Source organism: Nonomuraea sp. NPDC003754 (genome assembly GCF_053605785.1).
The window spans coordinates 1-22,212 of the sequence record NZ_JBSGJX010000009.1 but is presented as its reverse complement, the minus strand read 5'-3'; the positions used below and the strand labels follow the sequence as shown (position 1 = coordinate 22,212).

Below are 22,212 nucleotides of genomic sequence, written 5' to 3'. Positions count from 1 at the left end.
ACAGAATGGAGTTCGGTTGCGATGCGAGTCGGACTGTTCCTCAACGAGCCCCAGGGCCAGGACCCCATCGCCGAGCTGCGGGAGTCGATGGCCCGAGCCGCGGACGACGGGTTCGCCTCCGCCTGGATGTCCAACATCTTCGGGCTCGACGCGATCACCGCGCTGGCCGTGGCGGGCAGCCAGGTGCCCGGCATCGAGCTCGGCACCGCGGTCGTGCCGACCTACCCGCGCCACCCGGCGGCGCTGGCCCAGCAGGCGCTGACGGCCAACGCCGCCCTCGGCGGCAGGCTCGCGCTCGGCATCGGCCTGTCGCACAGGATCGTCATCGAGGACATGTTCGGCTACAGCTACGAGCGGCCCGCCCGGCACATGAAGGAGTACCTGGACATCCTGCTGCCGCTGACGCGCGGCGAGAAGGCCCAGGTCAACGGCGAGACGCTGCGGGCGAACATCCGGCTCGGCGCCGCCGGCACGGGCCTGCCGGTGCTGATCGCCGCGCTCGCGCCCCGCATGCTGGAGCTGGCCGGCTCCATGACCGACGGCACCGTGCTCTGGATGACCGGCCCCAGGACGGTCGAGGAGCACGTCGTGCCCGCCATCACGCGGGCCGCCGAGCGCGCCGGCAGGCCCGCGCCCCGCGTGGTGTGCGCGCTGCCGGTCTGCGTCACCGACGACCCCGCCACGGCCAGGACCCGTGCCGCCGAGGTCTTCTCGGTGTACGGCCGGCTGCCCTCCTACCGGGCGATGCTCGACAGGGAGGGCGCGGCGGGACCCGGCGACGTGGCGATCGTCGGGGACGAGGCCGAGGTGCGCGCCCAGATCGAGGCGCTCGGCCGGATCGGGGTCACCGACTTCGTGGCCGCCGAGTTCTCCGCGCGCGAGCGCACCAGGGAACTCCTCAAGAGCCTCCGCTGACCGGCCGGTCTGGCGGGCACGGCCCGGCGACCAGGGCCCGCTTCGGCCGCCACGACACGGCCGGGACCCCGGCTCGGCGACCTCGCCGGGGAGGCGGGCCTGGGGTCAGCGCCTGCGCTGGGTCAGGCTGAACCAGTTGCCCGAGTTGTCGCGGAAGAGAGCCTCGATCCCGTAGGGCCGGTCGGCCGGCTCCTGAACGAACTCGACCCCCTTGGCCGACAACTCCTCGAAGGTCTTGTGGCAGTCGTCGGTGGTCAAGACGCCCGGCCCCATCGCCCCCTTGGCGATCACGGACCGCAGCTGGGCCGCTGTCTCCTCGTCGAAGTGCGGCGCGCCGATCGCCGACAGGACGATCGTGATGTCCTGCCGGTCCTTCGGCCCCACCGTCAGCCAGCGGTAGTCGCCGAGCGTGATGTCCTCGCGGACCACCAGCCCCAGCTTCTCGGTGTAGAAGGCCTTCGCCTCGTCCTGGTCGAGCACGTAGACACAGGTGTGGGAGAGCCCGTTGATCATGATGTTCCTCCTCCTAGGCGGTCTCGTCCGACGCTAGGGGAGGTCCCGCCGGGGCCGCTTCTCCCAGATTGCTCGAACGGCGGGCGGGTGCACATCAGCACGAAGCAGCCGGGGATCGGGGGAGGGCCGCCCTGCCGTACGGACTCCTCCCTGAAGGCGCTCGGCGAGCGGCCGACCATGGCGGTGAACCGGGAGCTGAACGAGCCGAGGCTGGAGAAGCCGACCAGGACGCAGATCTCGGTGACGTCGAGGTTGGTGGCGCGCAGCAGGTCCTTGGCCCGTTCGATGCGCCGCGAGGTCAGGTAGCGTGCCGGCGTCTCGCCGTACGCCTGCTTGAAGGAGCGGGCGAAGTGGAAGCGGGAGCAGCCCGCGGCGCCGGCCAGCGCGTCGAGGTCGAGCGGCTCGGCGTAGCGTCGGTCGGCCAGATCACGCGCGCGCCGCAGATGCGGCAGCAGGTCAGGGGCCGTCATGGGGGGAAGCCTACGTAGTTCTCCGCCAGCGTGGTGGCCGCCGCCCTGGAGGAGACCACGTACTCCAGGTGCGACAGCTGCAGCCGCCGGGCGAAGGCGTCGGCCGAGTGGTCGGTGTGCAGGAGCGTGGTCATCCAGTACGAGAAGTGCTCGGCCCGCCACACGCCCCTGAGCCTGGAGGCGGAGTAGCCGTCGAGCAGCGCGGTGGAGCCCTCCTCGTAGCGGGCGGCGATCGCCGCGGCCAGCGCCGTCACGTCGGACACCGCCAGGTTGAGCCCCTTGGCGCCGGTCGGCGGCACGATGTGCGCGGCGTCACCGGCCAGGAAGAGCTTGTCGTGCCGCATCGGCTCGGTGACGAAGCTGCGCATCGGCGTGATCGCCTTCTCCCTGATCGGGCCGTCCTTGAGCGTCCAGCCGTCACGGGTGGCGAACCTGGTGCGCAGCTCGCTCCAGACGCGCTCGTCCGGCCAGGCGGCCACCTGCTCGTCGGGGGCGACCTGGAGGTAGAGGCGGCTGACCTGGGGCGAGCGCAGGCTGTGCAGGGCGAAGCCGCGCTCGTGGTGGCAGTAGATGAGCTCCTCGGTCGAGGGCGCGACGTCGGCCAGCACGCCCAGCCAGGCGAACGGGTAGTCACGCTCGAACACCCGCGCGTCAGGCACGGCAGCGCGCGAGACCCCGTGGAAGCCGTCGCACCCGGCGATCAGGTCGCAATCGAGGGTCTTGAGCACGCCGTTCTCGCGGTAGGTGACGCGCGGCGTGGCCGGATCGACCGCCACGACCTCCGCCTCGAACCTGATCCGGCCCTCGGGCGACAGCGCGATGAGATCCTTCACGATCTCGGTCTGCGCGTAGATCGTGACCGCCTTGCCCCCGGTCAGCTCGCTCAGCGGGATCCGGTGCCCGGCCCCGTCGAAGCGCAGCTCCAGCCCGTGGTGGGTGAGCCCCTCGCGATCCAGCCGGGCACCCGCCCCCGAGGCCCGCAGCACGTCGACCGTGCTCTGCTCCAGCATCCCGGCCCGCTGCCGGTGCTCGCAGTAGGCGCGGTCGCGGCTCTCGAGCACCACCGCGTCGATGCCGCGCCGTTCGAGCAGGCGGGACAGCACCAGTCCCGCCGGCCCCGCTCCGATGATCGCTACCTGGGTACGCATGCCCTGATCCTCATGGTCGGCCCCCCGTGCTCGTCCGCCGCTCTTCCGGTCAGCGGAACCTCCCTCGCCGGCGCCCGTGTCAGTAGTGGCCGCTGACGTCGCGCGACAGCGCCTTGGCGCTGGTGACCAGCGTGGGCACGACCGCGCGCAGGTCGGCGCGCGGCCGGGTGACGATCGACAGGGCCGCGACCACCTCACCGTCCGCCCCGCGCACCGGAGCAGCCACCGAGCAGGTGCCCAGGGTCATCTCCTCGCGCGTCACCGCCACGCCGATCCTGCGCACCTCGGCCAGGGCGGCGCGCAGCCGGTCGGGATCGGTCACCGTGTGCCTGGTCAGCGCGGGCAGGCCGGCGGCGACGACCGCCTCGGTCACCTGGTCGGGCGCGAACGCCAGCAGCACCCTGCCCACCCCCGTGGCGTGCAGCGGCAGCTCGCCGCCGACCCTGCTGACGGTCGGGACCGAGGCGGGGCCGCGCAGCCGTTCGAGATACAGCGCCTTCAGCCCGCGCCGCACGGCCAGCTGCACGTTGGCGTGCGTGATCTCGTACAGGTCCTCCATGTACGGCAGCGCCAGCTCCCGCAGGTCGGCCGCGGCCGCCGCCTGGGCGCCGATCCGCCACAGCCTGATGCCCACCCGGTAGGCGCCGTCGGGCAGCCGCTCGACGAAGCCGCCCCTGGCCAGCTCGCCCACCAGCCGGTGCCCGGTGGTCAGCGGCAGGCCCGCCCTCCGGCAGATCTCGGTCAGCGTCAGCCGTACGTCGCCGTGGGCGAAGGCGTCGAGGATCGCCATCACTTTTCCGGCGACGCTAACGGGCGGCATGACCGGATATTAACGCTCCGTCACAACCTCGGGCTCGGTGGCCGCCCGCACCTGCTCGACGCTCACCCCCGGCGCGGTCTCGACCAGCCTGAGCCCCTCGGGCGTCACGTCGAGCACGGCCAGGTCGGTGATGATCCGGTCGACGCACGCCGCCCCCGTGAGCGGCAGCGAGCACTCCTTGACGATCTTCGGGACGCCGTCGCGGGTCAGGTGCTCCATGACCACGATCACCCTGCGCGCGCCGTGGACCAGGTCCATCGCGCCGCCCATCCCCTTGATCATCTTGCCCGGCACCGACCAGTTGGCCAGGTCGCCCCGGGCCGACACCTGCATGGCGCCGAGCACCGCCACGTCGATGTGACCGCCGCGGATCATCCCGAACGACAGGGCGGAGTCGAAGAACGCCGCCCCCGGCAGCACGGTGACCGTCTCCTTGCCGGCGTTGATCAGGTCGGGGTCGACCTCGTCCTCGAGCGGATAGGGCCCCACGCCCAGCACGCCGTTCTCCGAGTGGACCACGACGTCCACGCCGGGCGGGATGAAGGCGGGGATCATCGTCGGCAGCCCGATGCCGAGGTTGACGTAGGTGCCGTCGGTGAGCTCGGCCGCCGCTCTGGCCGCGATCTGCTCCCTTGACCAGGCCATCAGCCGCGCACCGTCCTCTTCTCCACGTGCTTGACCGCCGCCTGCTCGGGCGTCAGCACGACCACCTTCTGCACGAACACCCCCGGCAGGTGCACCTCGTCGGGGTCGAGCTCGCACAGCTCCTCCACCTCCGCGATCGTCACCCGGCCCGCCATTGCCGCCAGCGGGTTGAAGTTGCGCGCGCTCTTGTCGAAGACCAGATTGCCGTGGGCGTCCCCCTTCGCCGCCCTGACCAGCGCGAAATCCGTCCTGATCGACTCCTCCAGCACGTACGGCACGCCGCCGAACTCCCGCACCTCCTTGGCCGGCGAGGCCACGGCCACGCTCCCGTCGGCGGCGTAGCGCCACGGCAGCCCGCCCTCGGCCACCAGCGTGCCGACCCCCGCGGGCGTGTAGAAGGCGGGGATCCCGCTGCCGCCCGCCCTGAGCCGCTCGGCCAGCGTGCCCTGCGGCACCAGCTCCACCTCGATCTCGCCGCCCAGATAGCGCCTGGCCAGCTCCCTGTTCTCGCCGATGTAGGAGCCCGTCGCCCGCGCGATCCGGCCCGCCGCCAGCAGCACCCCGAGCCCGCGCCCGTCGAGGCCGCAGTTGTTCGACACCACGTGCAGCCCGCTCGCGCCCTGATCGTGCAGCGCCGCGATCAGCACCGCCGGCACGCCGCACAGCCCGAACCCGCCCACGGCCAGCGACGCGCCGTCACCGATGCCGGCGACCGCCTCGGCCGCCGACCCGACCACCTTCCCGACACTCATAGCGCTCACCGTTCCAGCCGGCACCGACAACACCACAGTGTCCTTCCGCAGAGCGGAAGCGGAACTCCCCGGCTTCGCCGGTTGGCGTCCGTTCACATGGAACGGTCACGCGCGGTGAGCGAAACCCGGCCGGGCGTGACGGACCGTGCGGGCCCGTTCGGCCGAAGCGGTTGCCCCCATGGGGCTGGAACTGTTCAATGACCTGCAGGCGGCGCGGTGGGAAGCCGGCCCCGGCCCGCCTTCGTAGACTCCGGCAGGGTGAAGCGCGTGCTGCACGGCATAGACGTGTCCGACTGGCAGGAAACGGTCGACTGGGCCGCTCACGCCGGCAGCGGCGTCGCCTTCGCCTTCGCCAGGGCGAGCGAGGGCGCCACCGGGCTCGACACGTCGTTCGACCGCAACTGGCGGCTCATGCGCGAGCACCGGCTGGTGTGCGGCGCCTACCACGTGGCCAGGCCCCAGGACGACCCGGTCGAGCAGGCCGGCCACTTCCTGCGCACCGTCGAGCGGGCCGGCGGGCTGCACGAGGGCGACCTGCTGGCGCTCGACCTGGAGTCGGCCGACGGGCTGCCGCCCGAGCGGGTGGCCAGGTTCGCCCGGCGCTGGTGCCGGCAGATCGACAAGCAGGTGGGCCTGCGGCCCCTCATCCACACCTTCCAGTGGTTCGCCGACGAGGGCAACTGCGCCGGCCTGGGCGACCATCCCCTCTGGATCGCCGCGCCCGGGAAGGCGATGGGGGAGCCCGTCGTGCCCCGGCCGTGGCGTGAGTGGGCCATCCACCAGTACGCCAACGTCCCCGTGGACCGCGACGTCTTCCACGGCAGCCGCCAGGACCTGACCAGGCTGGGGTATCACCCGCGATAGCATCGGTGTTCACCGTCGAAACCGTGCTATTCAAGGAGTCACCGTGTCAGCCGAGCTGCATATCACCCTCGCCGGAGCCGAGCGTGTGGTCGCGGCCGGCACGACGTACGGCGAGGCGCTCGAGGCCGACGGCCGCACCGTCATCGCCGCCCGCGTCGGCGGCGAGCTGCGCGACCTGGCCGCACCCGTCCGTGACGGCGACGTGATCGAGCCGGTCCAGATCGGCAGCGACGACGGCCGCGCCATCCTGCGCCACTCCACCGCCCACGTCATGGCGCAGGCGGTGCAGGAGCTGTTCCCCGAGGCCAGGCTGGGCATCGGCCCGCCGGTCGAGAACGGCTTCTACTACGACTTCGACGTCGAGCAGGCCTTCCACCCCGACGACCTCAAGCGCATCGAGAAGCGGATGCGCGAGATCGTCAAGCAGGGGCAGCTGTTCGCGCGGCGCGAGGTGTCCGACGACGCCGCGCGCGCCGAGCTGGCGGCCGAGCCGTACAAGCTGGAGCTGATCGGGCTCAAGGGCGGCGCCGCGGCCGCCGAGGACGGCGCCGGCGTCGAGGTCGGCGAGGGCCAGCTGAGCATCTACGACAACCTCGACCCGAAGACCGGCGAGCTGTGCTGGAAGGACCTGTGCAGGGGTCCCCACCTGCCCTCGACCAGGGTCATCCCGGCCTTCAAGCTGATGCGCTCGGGCGGCGCCTACTGGCGGGGCAGCGAGAAGAACCCGCAGCTGCAGCGCATCTACGGCACCGCGTGGGAGAGCCGCGAGAAGCAGGAGGAGTACCTCCACCTGCTGGAGGAGGCCGAGAAGCGCGACCACCGCAAGCTGGGCGCCGAGCTCGACCTGTTCTCCTTCCCCGAAGAGCTCGGCTCGGGCCTGCCGGTTTTCCACCCCAAGGGCGGCATCATCCGCAGGGAGATGGAGACCTACTCCAGGCGCAGGCACGAGGAGGCGGGCTACTCCTTCGTCAACTCCCCGCACATCACCAAGGGCCACCTGTACGAGGTCTCCGGTCACCTCGACTGGTACCGCGACGGCATGTTCCCGCCCATGGAGGTCGAGGGCGCCGACTACTACCTCAAGCCGATGAACTGCCCCATGCACAACCTGATCTTCGGGGCGCGCGGCAGGTCCTACCGCGAGCTGCCGCTGCGGTTGTTCGAGTTCGGCACCGTCTACCGCTACGAGAAGTCGGGCGTGGTCCACGGCCTGACCAGGGTGCGCGGCCTCACCCAGGACGACGCCCACATCTACTGCACCCGCGAGCAGATGAAGGACGAGCTGGCCTCGGCGCTGCGCTTCACGCTGAGCCTGCTGCGCGACTACGGCCTCGAGGACTTCTACCTCGAGCTGTCGACCAAGGACCCGGACAAGTTCGTCGGCTCCGACGAGGTCTGGGAGGAGGCGACCCGCACGCTGCGCGAGGTCGCCGAGGGCGAGAAGCTCGAGCTGGTGCTCGACCCCGGCGGCGCCGCCTTCTACGGCCCGAAGATCTCCGTGCAGGCCCGCGACGCGATCGGCCGCTCGTGGCAGATGTCGACCATCCAGCTCGACTTCAACCTGCCCGAGCGCTTCCAGCTGGAGTACCAGGCGGCCGACGGCAGCCGCCAGCGGCCCGTCATGATCCACCGGGCGCTGTTCGGCTCTATCGAGCGCTTCTTCGGCGTGCTGGTCGAGCACTACGCCGGCGCCTTCCCGCCCTGGCTGGCCCCGGTGCAGGTGGTCGGCATCCCGATCGCCGACGCCCACGCCCCCTACCTGCTCGACGTCGCCAAGAGGCTGCGCGAGCGGGGGATCAGGGTGGAGGTCGACACCGCCGACGACCGCATGCAGAAGAAGATCCGCAACGCGCAGAAGGCGAGGGTGCCCTTCATGCTGCTGGCCGGCGACGACGACATCGCCAACGGCGCGGTGTCCTTCCGCTACCGCAACGGCGAGCAGAAGAACGGCGTCCCGATCGACGAGGCCGTCGCCGAGATCGTCAACGCCGTGGAGCGCCGCGTCCAGGTCTGAGCGGTCCAGGTCTGAGTAGGGGTCTACTCATGCACGGCCGCCCGCGCCGGGAGACCCTCCTCGGGAAGCGATTCCTGGGGAGGGAACATCCATGCGACTCACGCGCATCCTGGTGGCGGGCGGGCTCGGCCTCGCCGTCCTCACGGCGGTGACCGGCGCCGCGCAGGCGTCGAGCACGGCGGCACCCAAGTGGAAGTGCTCGAACGGCAACGCCTGCCTGTACGACAAGGCCAACGGGGCGACGCTGTTCTGGCAGGAGAGCGAGTGCGGTGTCCACGGCCTGGGCACCGGCTATCTCGGCAGGGCCAGCTCGGTCAGGAACAGGACCGGCTCGACCGTGACGCTCTTCTCGGTCTTCCAGCCCAACGGCGCACCGAACACACTCGCCGAGGAGATCGTCTCCGTCGACGACAGTGACCGGGTCAACCTCGAGGACGACGAGGACAACGCGACCGCGCTCGTCTACATCCCGTGCGACTGACGCGTCCACGACCGCCCCTGCCGCCACCCGCGGCAGGGGCGGTCCCGTGCCGGCGACCGCTCAGCGGGCGAACAGCTGGAAGGTGACGGCGGGCCGGCCGCCGAACCGCTCGGCGGCCTGGCGGGCGACGCCTTCCAGGAAGGCCCTGCAGTACGCCTCGGGGTTCTCGTCGGTCAGGGCCTCGATGTAGGCGCGGTGCTCCAGCAGCGAGCGCACGCCCACCTCCAGCGTGTCGGTGACGTCCACCGCGTGGGTGGGCTCGTCGGCGCCCGCCACGGCCACCCAGCGCACGCCGTCCCACGGCTCGGGGCCGGCGTCAGGGAAGATCCACCGGTTGCCGGCGTCGCCCGCGGCGTCGAGCACCGCCCTGCCCACCGCCCGGTGGTCGGGGGTGTTCCAGTACCTCCCGCCCCACGTGTCGCCGAAGTTCAGGGTGATCAGCAGCTCGGGCCGGTGCCTGCGGATGGCGGCGGCCAGGTCGCGGCGCAGCGGCAGGCCGTACTCGATGACACCGTCCGGGTGGTCGAGGAACTCCACCTGGTCCACCCCGACGACGGCCGCCGACGCGCGCTGCTCCCGCTCGCGCAGCGGACCCGCCTTGGCCGGGTCGACGGTGTCGATGCCCGCCTCGCCACGCGTCACGAGCAGGTAGGCCACCTCCCGCCCCTCGGCGGTCCACGAGGCGACGGCCGAGGCGCAGCCGTACTCCAGGTCGTCGGGATGCGCGACGATCGCCAGCGCGCGTCGCCAGTCCTGGGGCATGGGTGCCAGCTGCTCGGCCATCGGCTCCTCCATGATTGTTCTCGGGGTACGGCAAGCGTAACGATCCCGACCAGGTTCTCCGCACCGCAGGAGGACGGTGCTCCCCGCCGACCCTGCCCGCCATGGTCATATGCTGCAGAACATGCAGGAGAGCGAACCGATGGAGCAGGCTGGGGCGGGGTCGCCGGACAACTTCCAGCGGCTGTGGACACCGCACCGGATGGCCTACATCAAGGGGGAGAACAAGCCGAGCGGCGAGGGGGCGGGCGACGGCTGCCCGTTCTGCGAGATCCCCAAGATGAGCGACGAGGACGGCCTGGTCGTCGCCAGGGGCGAGACGGTGTTCGCGGTGCTCAACCTCTACCCCTACAACTCCGGCCACCTGATGGTCTGCCCCTACCGGCACGTCTCCGACTACGACGAGCTGAAGGACGAGGAGATGACCGAGCTGGGCGACTTCACCAGGCGGGCGCTGCGCGCGTTGCGCCGGGCCGGCGGCGCCCAGGGTTTCAACGTCGGCATGAACCTCGGCCACGTCGCGGGCGCGGGCATCGCCGCCCACCTGCACCAGCACGTCGTGCCCCGGTGGGGCGGCGACACCAACTTCATGCCCGTGGTCGCCAGGACCAAGGTGCTGCCGCAACTGCTGCGCGACACCCGCACGATGCTCGCCGACGCCTGGCACGCCCCCGCCTGAGCCGGGATGGCCACGCGCTCCCCTGGCGGTGCCCGGGGAGCGCGTGGCCGCCTAAACCTTGGCGAGCGGGCGCTCCTCGGCGGCCGCCGCCCCCGGCAGCGCCGCGATGCCCGCGGACAGCACCAGCGGGATCGCCAGCGCCAGCGCCATGGACAGCACCGCCGCGCCCGAGTCGTTGACCAGGGTGCCGACCACGCCGCTGATGAGCGTGCCGATCAGCCCGGCCTTGAGCGCGGGGGAGTAGTCGAAGGCCGCCGGGAGCACGCCCGCGGTGGCCTGGTCCGGCCGCATGATCGCGTAGACGAGGAAGGCGACCGCGGCGATCACCACCGGCATCAGGGTGGGGCTGAGCAGCGTGCCGAGCATCGCCATCAGCTTGCGGACGATCACGTCGAGCGCCTCGCCGCTGATCACCTGCCCGACGAACCTGCCCAGATGCGACTGCTCGGCCGCCGGGCGCAGGTAGTTGGCCACCGCGAAACCCATCACGGTCACGCCGCCCGCCACGCAGAACGCGCCCAGCTTCCACAGCGAGATCCGCTTGCCGAGGATCAGCAGCGCGGTCACCGCGATGCCGGGCACGAACGCGATCACCCCGCCGAAGTCGCTGCCCATGCCCGAGCCGCCCAGCACCATCGCGAACGTGCCGAGGACCGCCACCACCGCCGCCCCCCACGGCCGTGACAGCCGGTGCGCGATCACCGTGGAGGTCAGCAACGTGCCGGTGGCCAGCAGCGCGAACGGGATGTTGCCCAGGCCGTAGTAGCGGGCGCCCTGCTCGGCGCTGAAGCCCATGAAGCTGTTGAGCTGCAGGGTGGTGCCGGTCAGCAGGTCCCCGGCCAGGGTGACCGCCGTGACGCCCGCGACCACCGCCAGCGGGCCGAGCGGGCTGCGCCGCCACGGCCCGGCGAAGGCCGCGACCGTGATCACCACCAGCCAGGCCAGCATGCCGCCGAACAGCTCCAGATGGGTCGACCACGGCAGCAGGTTGACCAGGATCGAGGTGATGGGGATCGCCGCCAGCGTCACCGCCGCCAGCCGTACCCAGGACAGGCCCTTACGGCGGCGCAGCAGCACGAACGCCACCGCGTAGAACAGCACCTGCAGCACCGCGAGGGCGATGAAGTAGTAGCCCTTCACCGAGCGCATCGTCTGGGCCGTCTGGTCGGACTCGGCCATCCGCTCGAACGTGGCGCCCGGCCCGTTGACCCGCATGACCTGGCCGACGACGCTGTCGGGCACGGGGACGCCCAGCCTGGTCAGCACGGTGGTGGTCAGGTCGGGCAGGATCGAGATGTCCTCGCGCCGGGTCGAGGCCGCGCCGAGCGCGTGCCCCTGCGCGCCCGGCTGCCGGAGGGCGGCGACCCGCAGGTGCGGCACGGAGCCGTGGTCGGACATCCCCACCAGCAGGATCGTGGTGTCCTGGGGCAGGACGGCCAGCAGCGCGCCCGCCTTGGCGTCGGCCAGGCGCAGCGCCGCGCGCCGCTCCTGGGCCGACAGCTTGTCCGGGACGGTCGGCAGCTTGCCGTCGTCGGAGATGTAGGGCCTGATGAGGTCGTCGACGTCCATGGCGACCAGGCGGCAGCGCTCCAGATCGGCCGCCTTCACCGCGAGGGGAGAGGCGTAGTAGGTGGCCACGGCGCCCTTGCCGTCGGCCAGCCCCAGGGCCGCGCCGGGACCGACGGCGATCGCGCACCGGCCCGCCTTGGCCAGCGTGTCGCCCAGCAGTCCCGCGTAGCGCTGCCCGGCCACCTCGTGCAGGTAGTCGTAGTCGGGGATGACCGCGCCGCTGCCCTGCTGCTCGGGCATGGGCGGCGGTCCGCACCGGTAGCCGGAGGCCGAGCGGATGCCCGCCGACACCGTCAGCCAGCCGTCGTAGGGGCAGGTGATGTTGCCGACCGTGCGCACCGACATCGAGCCGATGGCGCTGCCGCGGGCCAGCTCCCACAGGTTGGGCGTGTCGGCCTGGGACAGGTCGTTCCAGTGCAGGCCGGACACGCCGATGAGGGCGACCCGCTCGCCGTCCGGAGCCTGCGCGCGGTCCGACGCGTGCGCGGGGGCCCACCCCAGCAGCATCTGGCTGACCAGCACGGCCAGCATCAGCAGGGTCCGCCTCACGCACGACCTCCCGAGACTCGACTTCGTCGGAGGGCACGCTACACCGGCTCGTCGCTGTCAGGTGACGAGCTCGGCACACCGCCACCCTATGCGGGCGCGCACGCGCACCGGGGTGTCGCCCCCGCGCACGGCTCGGGCGCCGGGCCGCGCGGGGCCAGCCCGCGCGTCCGGGGAGCCTCTCGTGGCGGGGTTCCCGCGCCACGCGGGCGCGTGGCGCGGCCTGCCGGCCGTACCGGCGGATCCGGGGACGGATCAGGCCGGGGAGACCGCCGCCTCGGCGGGCTTGCTCTCACGGGTCAGCGGGTCCAGGGCCGTGACCTGGTAGGTGCCGGGCTTCTGGGCCGTGTAGGAGGTGCCGGTGACGATGGCGACCAGGTTGCGCGAGTCGGTCGACTGGCAGCTCTGCCCCGAGGCGGGCACCCGGTAGACGGCGTAGGAACGGGCGCCCTCCACCGGGCTCCAGGTCAGCGCCGCACCCGACGCCTTCAGCCCCGACGGCTTGGCCGGCGCGTCACCGCCCTTGGGCGCCGGCAGCAGGGCCGGACGGGCGTAGTGCTCCTTGGACAGGCGGTCCATGGCCTTCAGCGGGTTGGCCAGGACGTTCTTGGCGCTGAAGTAGACGTCGCCGTCGATCTCGGGGTACTTGCGGTTGAACGCCAGGTGCGCGGGCATCTCACCCGGCTTGGTCCAGGTCGCGACGTCTCGCGCGCCGACCCGGTAGAGGCCCTGGCCGATGTACAGGCGCACGTCGGTGCCCTTGACCTCGTTGGCCCACCAGGCGGCCAGCACGTTGTAGTCGGCCGCCTTGAACCCGCGCGGCCAGTAGAGCTGCGGCATGACGTAGTCGACGGTGCCGGACTTGATCCACGCCCTGGCGTCGGCGTAGATCGAGTCGTAGGCGGACATGCCGGAGGTGGCCGAGCCCGTCGGGTCCTGCGCCTTGTTGCGCCAGATGCCGAACGGGCTGATGCCGAACTTCACGTCCTTCTTGGTGTCGTGGACGGCCTTGTGCACCTGGGCGACGAGCGTGTTGACGTTGTCGCGGCGCCAGTCGGCGAGCTTGGCGCCCTTGCCGTACTTCCGGAACGCGGCGGTGTCGTTGAACATGGGGGCCGCGCCCGGGTAGGGGTAGAAGTAGTCGTCGAAGTGGACGCCGTCGACGTCGTAGCGCTTGACCACGTCGGTGACGACCTTGACGACGTGCTCGCGGACCTGGGGCAGGCCCGGGTTGTAGTAGTACTGCTCGCCGTACTTCACCAGCCAGTCGGGGTGCTGCCGGGCGGGGTGGGCGGCGGGCAGCCGGCCCAGGTTGGCGTCGTAGGCGGCGCGGTACGGGTTGAACCACGCGTGGAACTCCAGGCCGCGCTTGTGCGCCTCGGCGGTCAGGAACGGCAGCGGGTCCCAGCCGGGGTTCTTGCCCGGCGTGCCGGTGAGGTACTGCGACCACGGCTCGTGCGGCGACTGGTACAGCGCGTCGGAGGCGGGCCGCACCTGCACGAACACCGCGTTGAGGTTGCGCTTGACCGCGTTGTCGAGGATCTTGACGTACTCGGCCTGCTGCCGGGCGGGGCTGAGGCCGGTCGCGGAGGGCCAGTCGATGTTCTTGACCGTGGCGATCCAGACGCCGCGCAGCTGGCGCTTGGGGTATCTGACGTCGGCGACGCACTTCTTGACCGCCTTGGTGGCGGGCTTGGCCTTCGTCTGGGGAGCAGCGGCCTCGGCTCCTGGTCCGCCGAAGGAGTAGGCGGCGGCGGTGGCGGCGATCGCGACAGCGGCGGCGGCGAGAAGAGGTCGTCCGGTACGCATAGTCCCCCAGTGTGACATCGCCACCGGGGTGCTTCGACCAAAAATCGCAATGGATTTGTGATCCTAGTGTGACTCAGGGGGAGGGCGTTACCCTCCCCCCGTCGAGGGGCGTCAGTCCTGAGCCGTCACCTTCTCGGTCAGATGCGAGGGCAGGGGCTCGTAGCGCAGGAACGTGCGCTGGAAGGTGCCCGTCCCGTGCGACATGGACCGCAGGTCGATCGCGTAGCGGGTGATCTCCAGTTGCGGCACCTCGGCCTTCACCAGCGTCCGCCCCGTGCCCACGGGCTCGGTGCCCAGCACCCGGCCACGCCGCGAGGACAGGTCGGACATCACCGAGCCGACGTGCTCGTCGGCCACCAGCACCGCGATCTCGTCGACCGGTTCGAGCAGCAGCGTCGGCACCTTGGCGGCGGCCTCCTTCAGCGCCAGCGAGCCGGCGATCTGGAAGGCCATGTCGGAGGAGTCGACCGAGTGCGCTTTGCCGTCGTAGAGCGTGACCCGCAGATCCACCATCGGGTACCCGGCCAGCACCCCCCGCTCCATCTGCGTGCGCACGCCCTTCTCCACCGACGGGATGAACTGGCGGGGGACCACGCCGCCGACGATCTTGTCCACGAACTCGAAACCCCCGCCGGAGGGCAGGGGCTCGACCTCGAGGTGGCAGATCGCGTACTGGCCGTGGCCGCCGGTCTGCTTGACGTTGCGGCCCATGGCCTGGCACCTGCCGCCGAACGTCTCGCGCAGCGGCACCCGCAGGTCGACCCGTTCGACCTCGACGCCGTGGCGCTTGGCGAGCCGGTCGAGCAGGACGTCGGCGTGCGCCTCGCCCATGCACCACAGCACCAGCTGCCGGGTCTCGGCGTTGTTCTCCAGCCGCAACGTCGGGTCCTCGGCCACCAGCCGGGCCAGGCCCTGCGACAGCTTGTCCTCGTCGGCCTTCGACCTGGCCCTGATCGCCACCGGCAGCAGCGGGTCGGGCATGCTCCACGCCGTCATGAGCAGCGGCCGCTCCGGTTCCGACAGCGTGTCGCCGGTCTCGGCCCGCGACAGCTTGGCCACCGCGACGATGTCGCCCGCCATGCCCTTGGCGATGGTGCGCTGCTGCTTGCCCAGGGGGCCCGTCAGCGTGCCGATGCGCTCGTCGACGTCGTGGTCCTCATGCCCTCTGTCGGCCAGGCCGTGCCCGGAGACGTGCACGGTCATGTCGGGGCGCAGCGTCCCCGAGAAGACGCGCACCAGGCTGATGCGTCCCACGTAGGGGTCGCTGGTCGTCTTGACCACCTCGGCCACCAGCGGCCCGTCCGGGTCGCACGCCCTGACCTGGACGGGCTTGCCGTCCGGGGTGGTGATCTCGGGAAGCGGGTGCTCGAGCGGCGAGGGGAAGCCCTGGGTGATCACCTCGAGCAGTTCCTGCGCGCCGATGCCGGCGCCGCTGGCGAGCACGGGATAGAACGTGCCGCGGGCGACCGCCTTCTCCAGGTCGTCGATGAGCACCTTGGAGTCGATGGCCTCGCCCGACAGGTACCTCTCCATGAGCGACTCGTCCTCGCTCTCCTGGATGATCCCCTCGATCAGGCTGCCGCGGTACTCCTCGATCCGTGCCTCGTACTCCGCGCCCGGCTCCTTCTCGGCCCGCTCGCCGGTGGCGTAGTTGTAGAACTTCTGCGACAGCAGCCCGATCAGCCCCGCCACCTTCCCGTTGGTCACCACGGGCAGGTAAAGCGGCGCGACCCCGTCACCGAAGATCTCCTGACACTCGCCCAGGACCTGGTCGAAGTCGGCGCGGTGGTGGTCGATCTTGGTGATCACCACGGCCCTGGGCATGCCGACCTGCGCGCACTCCTCCCACAGCATCTGCGTCAGCCCGTCGATGCCGTCGGTCGCCGCGACCACGAACAGCGCGGCGTCCGCGGCGCGCAGCCCGGCCCGCAGGTCGCCCACGAAGTCGGCGTAGCCCGGCGTGTCCAGAAGATTGATCTTGATCCCGTTGTGGACGATCGGCGCGACGGACAGGTTCACCGAGCGCTGCTGGCGCACCTCGACCTCGTCGAAGTCGCTGACCGTGCTGCCGTCCTCCACGCGGCCCATCCGCGGGATGGTGCCCGTGGCCGCGAGCAACTGCTCGACCAGGGTGGTCTTGCCCGCTCCCGAATGGCCGACCAGGACGACGTTGCGTATCGCGTCCGCCCTCTCGGCCGCTGGTGCCCTGCCCGCGGCTCCCATGGCCGCGCCGTGGTGCTTGTCAGCCACATCGCCTCCGCTTCCGTGGGACGGAGCCCGCAGGGTACGGCGCGCGCCGCCCAAATCGTCGTTCGATTCAGTGCCGCCGCCCAGCGGAATTACCGCAAAGGACGCGGTTAGTTCACCAAATACCCGTGTGGCGAATATCACAAGGGGGGCGAGGCAAAGAAGTGGTGGCGGCCTGCATGGCCTACGATCGGAGCGCGATGCTCAAACTCCTGCGCCCGGCCATGACCCGGATACTCACCCCGCTGGGCAGGGCACTCGTCCGCCGCGGGATAGGCCCGAACGCCGTCACCGCGATCGGCACCACCGGCACCGTGGTGTGCGCCCTGGTCCTCTACCCCATGGGCCAGCTGTGGTGGGGCTCGCTGGCGATCACCGTGTTCGTGCTGTTCGACCTGCTCGACGGCGTCGTGGCGCGGATGGGCGGGGGCGGCGGCAGCACGTGGGGCGCCTTCCTCGACTCCACGCTCGACCGGGTGGCCGACGCGGCCGTCTTCTCCGGCCTGATCATCCACTTCTTCCTCCAGCGCGACCTGCTCATGGCGGGGGTCACGCTGTTCTGCCTGGTCGCCGGCGCGCTGGTGTCCTACGTCAAGGCCAGGGCAGAGGGGCTGGGAGTCGGCTGCGACGTGGGCCTGGCCGAGCGGCCCGAGCGGCTGGTCGTGGGGCTCGTGTCCGCGGGCCTGTCCGGCCTCGGCGTGCCGTACATCCTGGCCTTCGGCATGTGGCTGCTGGCGGCCGCCAGCGCCGTCACCGTCGTCCAGCGGATCGTCCACGTCCGTCGCCAGATTGGAGCCCGATGACCTCCCTCCAGGACCGTGCGGTCGCCGCGGGCTTCGCGGCGGGCTGGACGCTGCTGCCGTACCTGCCGGAACGGCTGACCGCGGCCGCCTTCACCCTCGTGGCCGACCGGGCCTGGCGCCGGCGGGGCAAGAGCGTGCGCCGCCTCGAGCACAACCTGGCCAGGGTGACCGGGCTGGCCGAGGACAGCCCCGAACTGCGGGCGCTCAGCCGCGCGGGCATGCGTTCCTACCTGCGCTACTTCCACGAGGTCTTCAGGCTGCCGAAGATGCCCGTCGACGAGGTCGTGCGGCGCACCCACGTCACCGGCGACGAGCACATCTGGAACACCGTGGCCGAGGGGCGCGGCGTGGTGCTCGCGCTGCCGCACATGGGCAACTGGGACCAGTCGGGCGCATGGCTGGTCGGCTGCGGGCACCCCTTCACCACGGTGGCCGAGCGGCTCAAGCCCGAGTCGCTGTTCCGCCGCTACGTCGCCTTCCGCGAGGGCCTCGGGATGGAGGTGCTGCCGCTGACCGGCGGCGACGGGCACACCTTCGGCGTCCTCGCGCAGCGGGTGCGCAAGGGCGGCATCGTCTGCCTGCCCGCCGAGCGCGACCTGACCAAGGGCGGCGTCGAGGTGGAGTTCTTCGGCGCCACCACCAAGGTGCCGGTGGGCCCCGCGCTGCTGGCCGTCAAGACGGGCGCCGCGCTGCTGCCGGCGACCATGTGGTTCGAGGGCCCCGACTGGGGTCTGCGCATCCACGAGGAGGTCGAGGTGCCCGACTCCGGCACCCTCCAGGAGCGCACGGCCGCCGTGGCGCAGAGCCTGGTGACGGTGTTCGAGAAGGGCATCGCCGAACACCCCGAAGACTGGCACATGCTGCAGCGCCTGTGGCTGGAGGACCTGAAGTGAACGTCGGCATCGTCTGCCCTTACTCCTGGGACGTGCCGGGCGGTGTCAAACAGCACATCGACGACCTGGCGCAGGCGCTGACGGCCCAGGGGCACCAGGTCTCGGTGATCGCCCCGGCCGAGGAGGACGCCGAGTTGCCGCCGTACGTGACCGGTACCGGCAGGGCGGTGCCGGTGCCGTACAACGGCTCGGTGGCGCGGATGTCGTTCGGCTTCCTGTCGGCGGCCAGGGTGCGGCGCTGGATCCGCGAGAACGACTTCGACGTGCTCCACATCCACGAGCCGCTGGTGCCCAGCCTGGGCGTGCTGGCCTGCTGGGCGGCCAAGGGGCCGATCGTGGCCACCTTCCACGCCTCCTTCAACCGCTCGCGGGCCATCGCGATCGCCGAGCCGATGCTGCGCAGCGCGCTGGAGAAGCTCAGCGGCCGCATCGCCGTCTCCGACGCCGCCCGCAAGAGCCTGGTCGAGCAGTTCGGCGGCGACAGCGTGCTGATCCCCAACGGCGTGACCGTCAGCCGCTACACCCAGGCCGAGCCGCTGCCCGGCTGGGGCCCCGACGGGCGCACGCTCGGCTTCCTCGGCAGGATGGACGAGCCGCGCAAGGGCCTGCCCGTCCTGCTCGAGGCGCTGGAGCAGGTGCCCGACGCGAGGCTGCTCGTCGCGGGCCCCGGCGAGGTGAAGATCCCCAAGTCGATCCGCGACCGCGTCACGCTGCTCGGCATGGTCAGCGAGCAGGACAAGATCCGCGCCTACCACTCCGTCGACGTCTTCGTCGCGCCCAACACCGGCGGCGAGAGCTTCGGCATCGTGCTGGCCGAGGCCATGTCGGCCGGAGCCACCGTGCTGGCCAGCGACATCCCGGCCTTCCGCCGGGTGCTGGGCGACGGGCAGGCCGGCGCGCTGTTCCCCAACGGCGACGCGGCCGCCCTGGCCCGCGAGGCGCGCGCCCTCCTCGACGACCCCGAGCGCAGGGCCAAGCTGGCCGACGAGGCGCTGCTCGCCGTGCGCAAGTACGACTGGTCCACGGTCGCCCGCGACGTCGTGCGCGTCTACGAGACCGTCACGGCCGCGGCGGGACGAGTGGAGGAAGACACCGTCGCATGAGCACCACGATCATCGTCCTGCTCGTGGGCATCCTCATGGTGCTCACCGCCGTCTACGTCTCCTGGCGGGCCGGGCGTCTCGACCGGCTGCACATCAGGCTGGAACTGGCCCGCGAGGCGCTCGACGTCGCGCTGGTCCGGCGCGCCGCCGTCGTGCTCGAACTGGCCGGATCCCGCCTGCTCGACCCCGCCACCTCCCTGGTCCTGGCCGCGGCCGCCCACGAGGCCCGTACGGCCGGCCCGGAGGAGCGCGAGCACGCCGAGAGCGACCTGTCCAGGGCGCTGCGCGCGGCCGTCGACCAGGACAGGTTCAGGGAACGCATCAGCGAGTCGCCGGGCGGCCTGTCGCTGCTGGAGGAGCTCGACGCCGCCGTCGCCAAGGTCGTCTACGCCCGCCGCTTCTACAACAACGCGGTCGCCGTCACCCGCACCGCCCAGCGCCGCTGGCTCGCCCGCAGCCTGCGCCTGGCCGGACGCACCGAGTATCCCGAATTCTTTGAGATCGATGACAATCCGCCCGAGACCATGGCAACCGAATGACCCGTTTTAGGGGAGCCCGGTAAGCTTCCTTCCGTTTTCGTGGCCGAGCGGAGGAGTTGAGCAGGTGCGGGTAGCCCGAACGATCGCGGTGACGCTGGCGGTGCTCGCTCCTGTCGCGGCCTGCTCGAGCGGGGGCGGAGCGGCCTCGCCGTCGAAGGCTCCGCAGGCGGCCCCCGTCTCCGCCACGCCGACGCCCGAGGTGAGCAAGCACCCCTTCACGGGCCTGCCGTACGAGGAGCTCGAACCGGTCCTGGCGGTGAAGATCGAGAACACCGCGGCGGGCAAGCCCCAGATGGGGCTGAAGAGCGCGGACATCGTCTACGTCGAGCAGGTCGAGGCCGGCCTCACCCGGCTGATGGCGGTCTTCTCCTCCAAGCTGCCGCCCAAGGTCGGCCCGGTCCGCAGCGCCCGCATCTCCGACCTGCACATCACGCCGCAGTTCGGCAAGCCGGCCTTCGCCTACTCCGGCGTCCAGTCCAAGATGCTGCCGTTCATGGCGGAGGCGTCGCTGTTCGACGTCGGCGACACCCGCAACCCCGGCGCGTTCTTCCGCCAGCCGGGCCGCTTCGCCCCCTACAACCTGTTCGCCAACACCAAGCAGCTGCTGGCCAAGGCGCCCAAGGCGAGCCAGGCCAAGGACATCGGCTTCACCTTCGGCGAGGCCCCCGCCGAGGGCGGCGTGCCGAAGAAGTCGTGGACGGTCAGATGGCCCGCCGCCCGCTTCACTTTCGCCTGGTCGGAGGCCAAGAAGCAGTGGCTCGTCTGGCAGGACGGCAAGAAGGACATGGCGGCCGAGGGCGGCCAGCTCGGCGCCCCCACGATCGTCGTGCAGTACACCAAGACCGAGCGCTCGCAGTTCCACGACAAGAACCAGAGCTACACCCCGCTGGTCCACTCCGTCGGCAAGGGATCGGCCATCGTGCTCCGCGACGGCAAGGCCTACAAGGCCAAGTGGTCGCGGGAATCGGAGGAAGAGGGGACGACGTTCACCACTGAGAGCGGTGAGCCGATGAACTTCGCGCCTGGCCAGGTGTGGATCGCTCTCGCCAGCCGCAAGCCCGTCATTCCTTAACGTACAAAATCCCGCCTCGACCCTGACATGGTGGTGTGTCCGGTCGTGGGGTGTTAAGGACCTACGATGGGCTTGAGAACTTACCGACCTGCCGTTGTGAGGAAGACCGTGTCTACCAGCCCCGTCACCGGAACCGCGCGCGTCAAGCGCGGCATGGCCGAGATGCTCAAGGGCGGCGTCATCATGGACGTCGTCACCCCCGAGCAGGCGAAGATCGCCGAGGACGCCGGGGCGGTCGCCGTCATGGCTCTGGAGCGCGTGCCCGCCGACATCCGCGCGCAGGGCGGCGTCTCCAGGATGAGCGACCCCGACATGATCGACGGCATCATCAACGCCGTCTCCATCCCCGTCATGGCCAAGGCCCGCATCGGCCACTTCGTCGAGGCGCAGATCCTGCAGTCGCTGGGCGTCGACTACATCGACGAGTCGGAGGTGCTGACCCCCGCCGACTACGCCAACCACATCGACAAGTACCAGTTCACCGTGCCGTTCGTGTGCGGCGCGACGAACCTGGGCGAGGCGCTGCGCCGCATCACCGAGGGCGCCGCCATGATCCGCTCCAAGGGCGAGGCGGGCACGGGCGACGTCTCCAACGCCGTCACCCACATGCGCACCATCAGGGGCGAGATCAAGCGCCTCACCTCGCTGCCCGAGGACGAGCTGTACGTGGCGGCCAAGGAGCTGCAGGCGCCGTACGACCTGGTCGTCGAGGTGGCCAAGACCGGCAAGCTGCCCGTGGTGCTGTTCACCGCCGGCGGCATCGCCACGCCCGCCGACGCCGCGATGATGATGCAGCTGGGCGCCGAGGGCGTGTTCGTCGGCTCCGGCATCTTCAAGTCGGGCGACCCCGCCAAGCGGGCGGCGGCGATCGTCAAGGCCACCACCTTCCACGACGACCCCGACGTCGTCGCCAAGGTGTCGCGCGGCCTCGGCGAGGCGATGGTCGGCATCAACGTCGACGAGATCCCGCAGCCGCACCGCCTGGCCGAGCGCGGCTGGTAGGCCCGCCCTCCCGCGACTGAGCGGCATCCCCTCGGGGGTGCCGCTTTTTCGTGCCGCCTCCTCGCCGCGCACTTTTCACGTCGCGCCTACGTCGCGCCGCCCTCTCCTTGCCCCGCCCCCTCTTCCCGTCGCGCCTACTTCGTGCCGCCCCCCTCGGCGGGTTCGCGTCGCGCACTCTGCGCGCCGCGCCCTCTTCCTGTTCGTGGTGCGGCTCTTCGTGCCGCTTCTCGCGCGACCCGGCCGCCCGGCACCCCGGATCCTCGGTGCCCGTCCAGGGCCCTCCACGCCCCGCTCCAGGTGACGGCCGGCCCTTTCCGCGTACTGGCTGGTGGCTGGTCATGCGCCTCGCAGACCCCCGCTCCAAGCTCCCGGCCCCCGGCTCTCTGCCTCCGCGCACTGCCTCTGCCTCCGCTCTCTGCCTCCGCGCACTGCCTCTGCCTCCGCCCTCTGCCAGCCAGTTGACCACGCCTGCCATGGCCCAGCCCTCGTAGGCTAGCCCGCGGAGCACCGGGAGTAGCGCGGGCGCCCCAATGCGGGTGGGGTCAGAA

General features: G+C 71.4%; 21 protein-coding genes. 11 read left to right on the top strand and 10 right to left on the bottom strand.

What is annotated here, in order from left to right; genetic code table 11:
• Nucleotides 1-21 precede the first annotated feature (21 nt).
• A complete protein-coding gene (locus tag ACWEVS_RS13760; RefSeq protein ID WP_452551687.1) occupies nucleotides 22-915 on the top strand; it encodes a TIGR03564 family F420-dependent LLM class oxidoreductase in 894 nt (297 codons plus the stop codon).
• 105 nt (nucleotides 916-1,020) lie between these two features.
• On the opposite strand, the gene ACWEVS_RS13755 is transcribed toward ACWEVS_RS13760, so the two are convergent.
• The 6 genes from ACWEVS_RS13755 to ACWEVS_RS13730 form a co-directional block, all read right to left on the bottom strand.
• Nucleotides 1,021-1,428 carry a VOC family protein gene (locus ACWEVS_RS13755; protein ID WP_354912213.1) on the bottom strand — a complete coding sequence of 136 codons (408 nt, stop codon included), beginning with the start codon at nucleotides 1,426-1,428 and terminating at the stop codon, nucleotides 1,021-1,023.
• The gene (locus ACWEVS_RS13750; protein WP_452416596.1) at nucleotides 1,425-1,898 is read right to left on the bottom strand and encodes a helix-turn-helix transcriptional regulator; all 474 of its coding nucleotides are present in this window, start codon (nucleotides 1,896-1,898) and stop codon (nucleotides 1,425-1,427) included. Before ACWEVS_RS13750 ends, ACWEVS_RS13755 begins: the two co-directional genes overlap by 4 nt.
• Nucleotides 1,895-3,046, bottom strand: a complete 1,152-nt coding sequence (locus ACWEVS_RS13745; protein WP_452551685.1) for a 4-hydroxybenzoate 3-monooxygenase — start codon at nucleotides 3,044-3,046, stop codon at nucleotides 1,895-1,897. Before ACWEVS_RS13745 ends, ACWEVS_RS13750 begins: the two co-directional genes overlap by 4 nt.
• A 79-nt stretch (nucleotides 3,047-3,125) precedes the next feature.
• Nucleotides 3,126-3,866 (bottom strand): IclR family transcriptional regulator, encoded by a 741-nt coding sequence (locus tag ACWEVS_RS13740; RefSeq protein WP_354912204.1) that lies wholly within the window; start codon nucleotides 3,864-3,866, stop codon nucleotides 3,126-3,128.
• A 9-nt stretch (nucleotides 3,867-3,875) separates the two neighbouring features.
• Nucleotides 3,876-4,511 carry a CoA transferase subunit B gene (locus ACWEVS_RS13735; protein WP_449926296.1) on the bottom strand — a complete coding sequence of 212 codons (636 nt, stop codon included), beginning with the start codon at nucleotides 4,509-4,511 and terminating at the stop codon, nucleotides 3,876-3,878.
• Nucleotides 4,511-5,263: a CoA transferase subunit A gene (locus ACWEVS_RS13730; protein WP_452551682.1), complete on the bottom strand. Its 753-nt coding sequence runs from the start codon at nucleotides 5,261-5,263 to the stop codon at nucleotides 4,511-4,513. The genes ACWEVS_RS13735 and ACWEVS_RS13730 overlap by 1 nt, the downstream gene beginning before the upstream one ends.
• Before the next feature lie 267 nt (nucleotides 5,264-5,530).
• On the opposite strand from ACWEVS_RS13730, the gene ACWEVS_RS13725 reads away from it, so the two are divergent.
• The 3 genes from ACWEVS_RS13725 (at nucleotide 5,531) to ACWEVS_RS13715 (ending at nucleotide 8,622) form a co-directional block, all read left to right on the top strand.
• On the top strand, nucleotides 5,531-6,127 hold the full coding sequence (locus ACWEVS_RS13725; protein ID WP_449926300.1) for a glycoside hydrolase family 25 protein: 597 nt from the start codon (nucleotides 5,531-5,533) through the stop codon (nucleotides 6,125-6,127).
• A 43-nt stretch (nucleotides 6,128-6,170) separates the two neighbouring features.
• The gene (gene thrS / locus ACWEVS_RS13720; protein ID WP_452551680.1) at nucleotides 6,171-8,141 is read left to right on the top strand and encodes a threonine--tRNA ligase; all 1,971 of its coding nucleotides are present in this window, start codon (nucleotides 6,171-6,173) and stop codon (nucleotides 8,139-8,141) included.
• 91 nt (nucleotides 8,142-8,232) lie between these two features.
• Nucleotides 8,233-8,622 (top strand): peptidase inhibitor family I36 protein, encoded by a 390-nt coding sequence (locus ACWEVS_RS13715; RefSeq protein ID WP_452551678.1) that lies wholly within the window; start codon nucleotides 8,233-8,235, stop codon nucleotides 8,620-8,622.
• A 60-nt stretch (nucleotides 8,623-8,682) separates the two neighbouring features.
• Here ACWEVS_RS13715 and ACWEVS_RS13710 read toward each other — a convergent pair whose 3' ends face one another.
• Nucleotides 8,683-9,405 (bottom strand): PIG-L deacetylase family protein, encoded by a 723-nt coding sequence (locus tag ACWEVS_RS13710; RefSeq protein ID WP_449926304.1) that lies wholly within the window; start codon nucleotides 9,403-9,405, stop codon nucleotides 8,683-8,685.
• Nucleotides 9,406-9,526: 121 nt separating this feature from the next.
• Here ACWEVS_RS13710 and ACWEVS_RS13705 point away from each other — a divergent pair, with 121 nt between their 5' ends.
• Entirely contained in the window at nucleotides 9,527-10,081 is a 555-nt protein-coding gene (locus tag ACWEVS_RS13705; protein ID WP_449926306.1) for an HIT family protein, read from the top strand.
• Between the two features lie 51 nt (nucleotides 10,082-10,132).
• On the opposite strand, the gene ACWEVS_RS13700 is transcribed toward ACWEVS_RS13705, so the two are convergent.
• The 3 genes from ACWEVS_RS13700 to ACWEVS_RS13690 all read right to left on the bottom strand — a co-directional run bounded on the left by ACWEVS_RS13700 (nucleotide 10,133) and on the right by ACWEVS_RS13690 (nucleotide 16,255).
• Entirely contained in the window at nucleotides 10,133-12,199 is a 2,067-nt protein-coding gene (locus ACWEVS_RS13700; RefSeq protein ID WP_354912181.1) for a hypothetical protein, read from the bottom strand.
• Nucleotides 12,200-12,451: 252 nt separating this feature from the next.
• Nucleotides 12,452-14,005, bottom strand: a complete 1,554-nt coding sequence (locus ACWEVS_RS13695; RefSeq protein WP_449926309.1) for a glycoside hydrolase family 10 protein — start codon at nucleotides 14,003-14,005, stop codon at nucleotides 12,452-12,454.
• Nucleotides 14,006-14,116: 111 nt separating this feature from the next.
• Entirely contained in the window at nucleotides 14,117-16,255 is a 2,139-nt protein-coding gene (locus ACWEVS_RS13690) for an elongation factor G-like protein EF-G2 (protein WP_449926311.1), read from the bottom strand.
• Nucleotides 16,256-16,431: 176 nt separating this feature from the next.
• Here ACWEVS_RS13690 and pgsA point away from each other — a divergent pair, with 176 nt between their 5' ends.
• From pgsA to pdxS, 6 genes are all read left to right on the top strand, one after another.
• Nucleotides 16,432-17,055 (top strand): phosphatidylinositol phosphate synthase, encoded by a 624-nt coding sequence (gene pgsA, locus ACWEVS_RS13685; protein WP_449926314.1) that lies wholly within the window; start codon nucleotides 16,432-16,434, stop codon nucleotides 17,053-17,055.
• Entirely contained in the window at nucleotides 17,052-17,948 is an 897-nt protein-coding gene (locus ACWEVS_RS13680) for a phosphatidylinositol mannoside acyltransferase (protein ID WP_449926317.1), read from the top strand. Before pgsA ends, ACWEVS_RS13680 begins: the two co-directional genes overlap by 4 nt.
• Nucleotides 17,945-19,051 carry a glycosyltransferase family 4 protein gene (locus tag ACWEVS_RS13675; RefSeq protein ID WP_452416589.1) on the top strand — a complete coding sequence of 369 codons (1,107 nt, stop codon included), beginning with the start codon at nucleotides 17,945-17,947 and terminating at the stop codon, nucleotides 19,049-19,051. The genes ACWEVS_RS13680 and ACWEVS_RS13675 overlap by 4 nt, the downstream gene beginning before the upstream one ends.
• The gene (locus ACWEVS_RS13670) at nucleotides 19,048-19,590 is read left to right on the top strand and encodes a hypothetical protein (RefSeq protein WP_354912168.1); all 543 of its coding nucleotides are present in this window, start codon (nucleotides 19,048-19,050) and stop codon (nucleotides 19,588-19,590) included. Before ACWEVS_RS13675 ends, ACWEVS_RS13670 begins: the two co-directional genes overlap by 4 nt.
• Nucleotides 19,591-19,654: 64 nt before the next feature.
• Nucleotides 19,655-20,662, top strand: coding sequence for a DUF3048 domain-containing protein (locus tag ACWEVS_RS13665; protein WP_449926324.1), 1,008 nt, complete (start codon nucleotides 19,655-19,657; stop codon nucleotides 20,660-20,662).
• Nucleotides 20,663-20,728: 66 nt separating this feature from the next.
• Nucleotides 20,729-21,664 (top strand): pyridoxal 5'-phosphate synthase lyase subunit PdxS, encoded by a 936-nt coding sequence (pdxS, locus tag ACWEVS_RS13660; protein ID WP_449926327.1) that lies wholly within the window; start codon nucleotides 20,729-20,731, stop codon nucleotides 21,662-21,664.
• The last annotated feature ends 548 nt before the right edge of the window (nucleotides 21,665-22,212 follow it).

Bases quoted from the DNA above. Each gene is read 5' to 3' on its own strand.
- ACWEVS_RS13680 (WP_449926317.1), top strand. From the start codon at position 17,052: ATGACCTCCCTCCAGGACCGTGCGGTCGCCGCGGGCTTCGCGGCGGGC.
- pdxS (WP_449926327.1), top strand. From the start codon at position 20,729: ATGGGCTTGAGAACTTACCGACCTGCCGTTGTGAGGAAGACCGTGTCT.
- ACWEVS_RS13705 (WP_449926306.1), top strand. From the start codon at position 9,527: ATGCAGGAGAGCGAACCGATGGAGCAGGCTGGGGCGGGGTCGCCGGAC.
- ACWEVS_RS13755 (WP_354912213.1), bottom strand. From the start codon at position 1,428: ATGATCAACGGGCTCTCCCACACCTGTGTCTACGTGCTCGACCAGGAC.
- ACWEVS_RS13735 (WP_449926296.1), bottom strand. From the start codon at position 4,511: ATGGCCTGGTCAAGGGAGCAGATCGCGGCCAGAGCGGCGGCCGAGCTC.
- ACWEVS_RS13730 (WP_452551682.1), bottom strand. From the start codon at position 5,263: ATGAGTGTCGGGAAGGTGGTCGGGTCGGCGGCCGAGGCGGTCGCCGGC.
- pgsA (WP_449926314.1), top strand. From the start codon at position 16,432: ATGGCCTACGATCGGAGCGCGATGCTCAAACTCCTGCGCCCGGCCATG.
- ACWEVS_RS13745 (WP_452551685.1), bottom strand. From the start codon at position 3,046: ATGCGTACCCAGGTAGCGATCATCGGAGCGGGGCCGGCGGGACTGGTG.
- ACWEVS_RS13760 (WP_452551687.1), top strand. From the start codon at position 22: ATGCGAGTCGGACTGTTCCTCAACGAGCCCCAGGGCCAGGACCCCATC.
- ACWEVS_RS13710 (WP_449926304.1), bottom strand. From the start codon at position 9,405: ATGGCCGAGCAGCTGGCACCCATGCCCCAGGACTGGCGACGCGCGCTG.
- ACWEVS_RS13670 (WP_354912168.1), top strand. From the start codon at position 19,048: ATGAGCACCACGATCATCGTCCTGCTCGTGGGCATCCTCATGGTGCTC.
- ACWEVS_RS13715 (WP_452551678.1), top strand. From the start codon at position 8,233: ATGCGACTCACGCGCATCCTGGTGGCGGGCGGGCTCGGCCTCGCCGTC.
- ACWEVS_RS13695 (WP_449926309.1), bottom strand. From the start codon at position 14,005: ATGCGTACCGGACGACCTCTTCTCGCCGCCGCCGCTGTCGCGATCGCC.
- ACWEVS_RS13740 (WP_354912204.1), bottom strand. From the start codon at position 3,866: ATGCCGCCCGTTAGCGTCGCCGGAAAAGTGATGGCGATCCTCGACGCC.
- ACWEVS_RS13750 (WP_452416596.1), bottom strand. From the start codon at position 1,898: ATGACGGCCCCTGACCTGCTGCCGCATCTGCGGCGCGCGCGTGATCTG.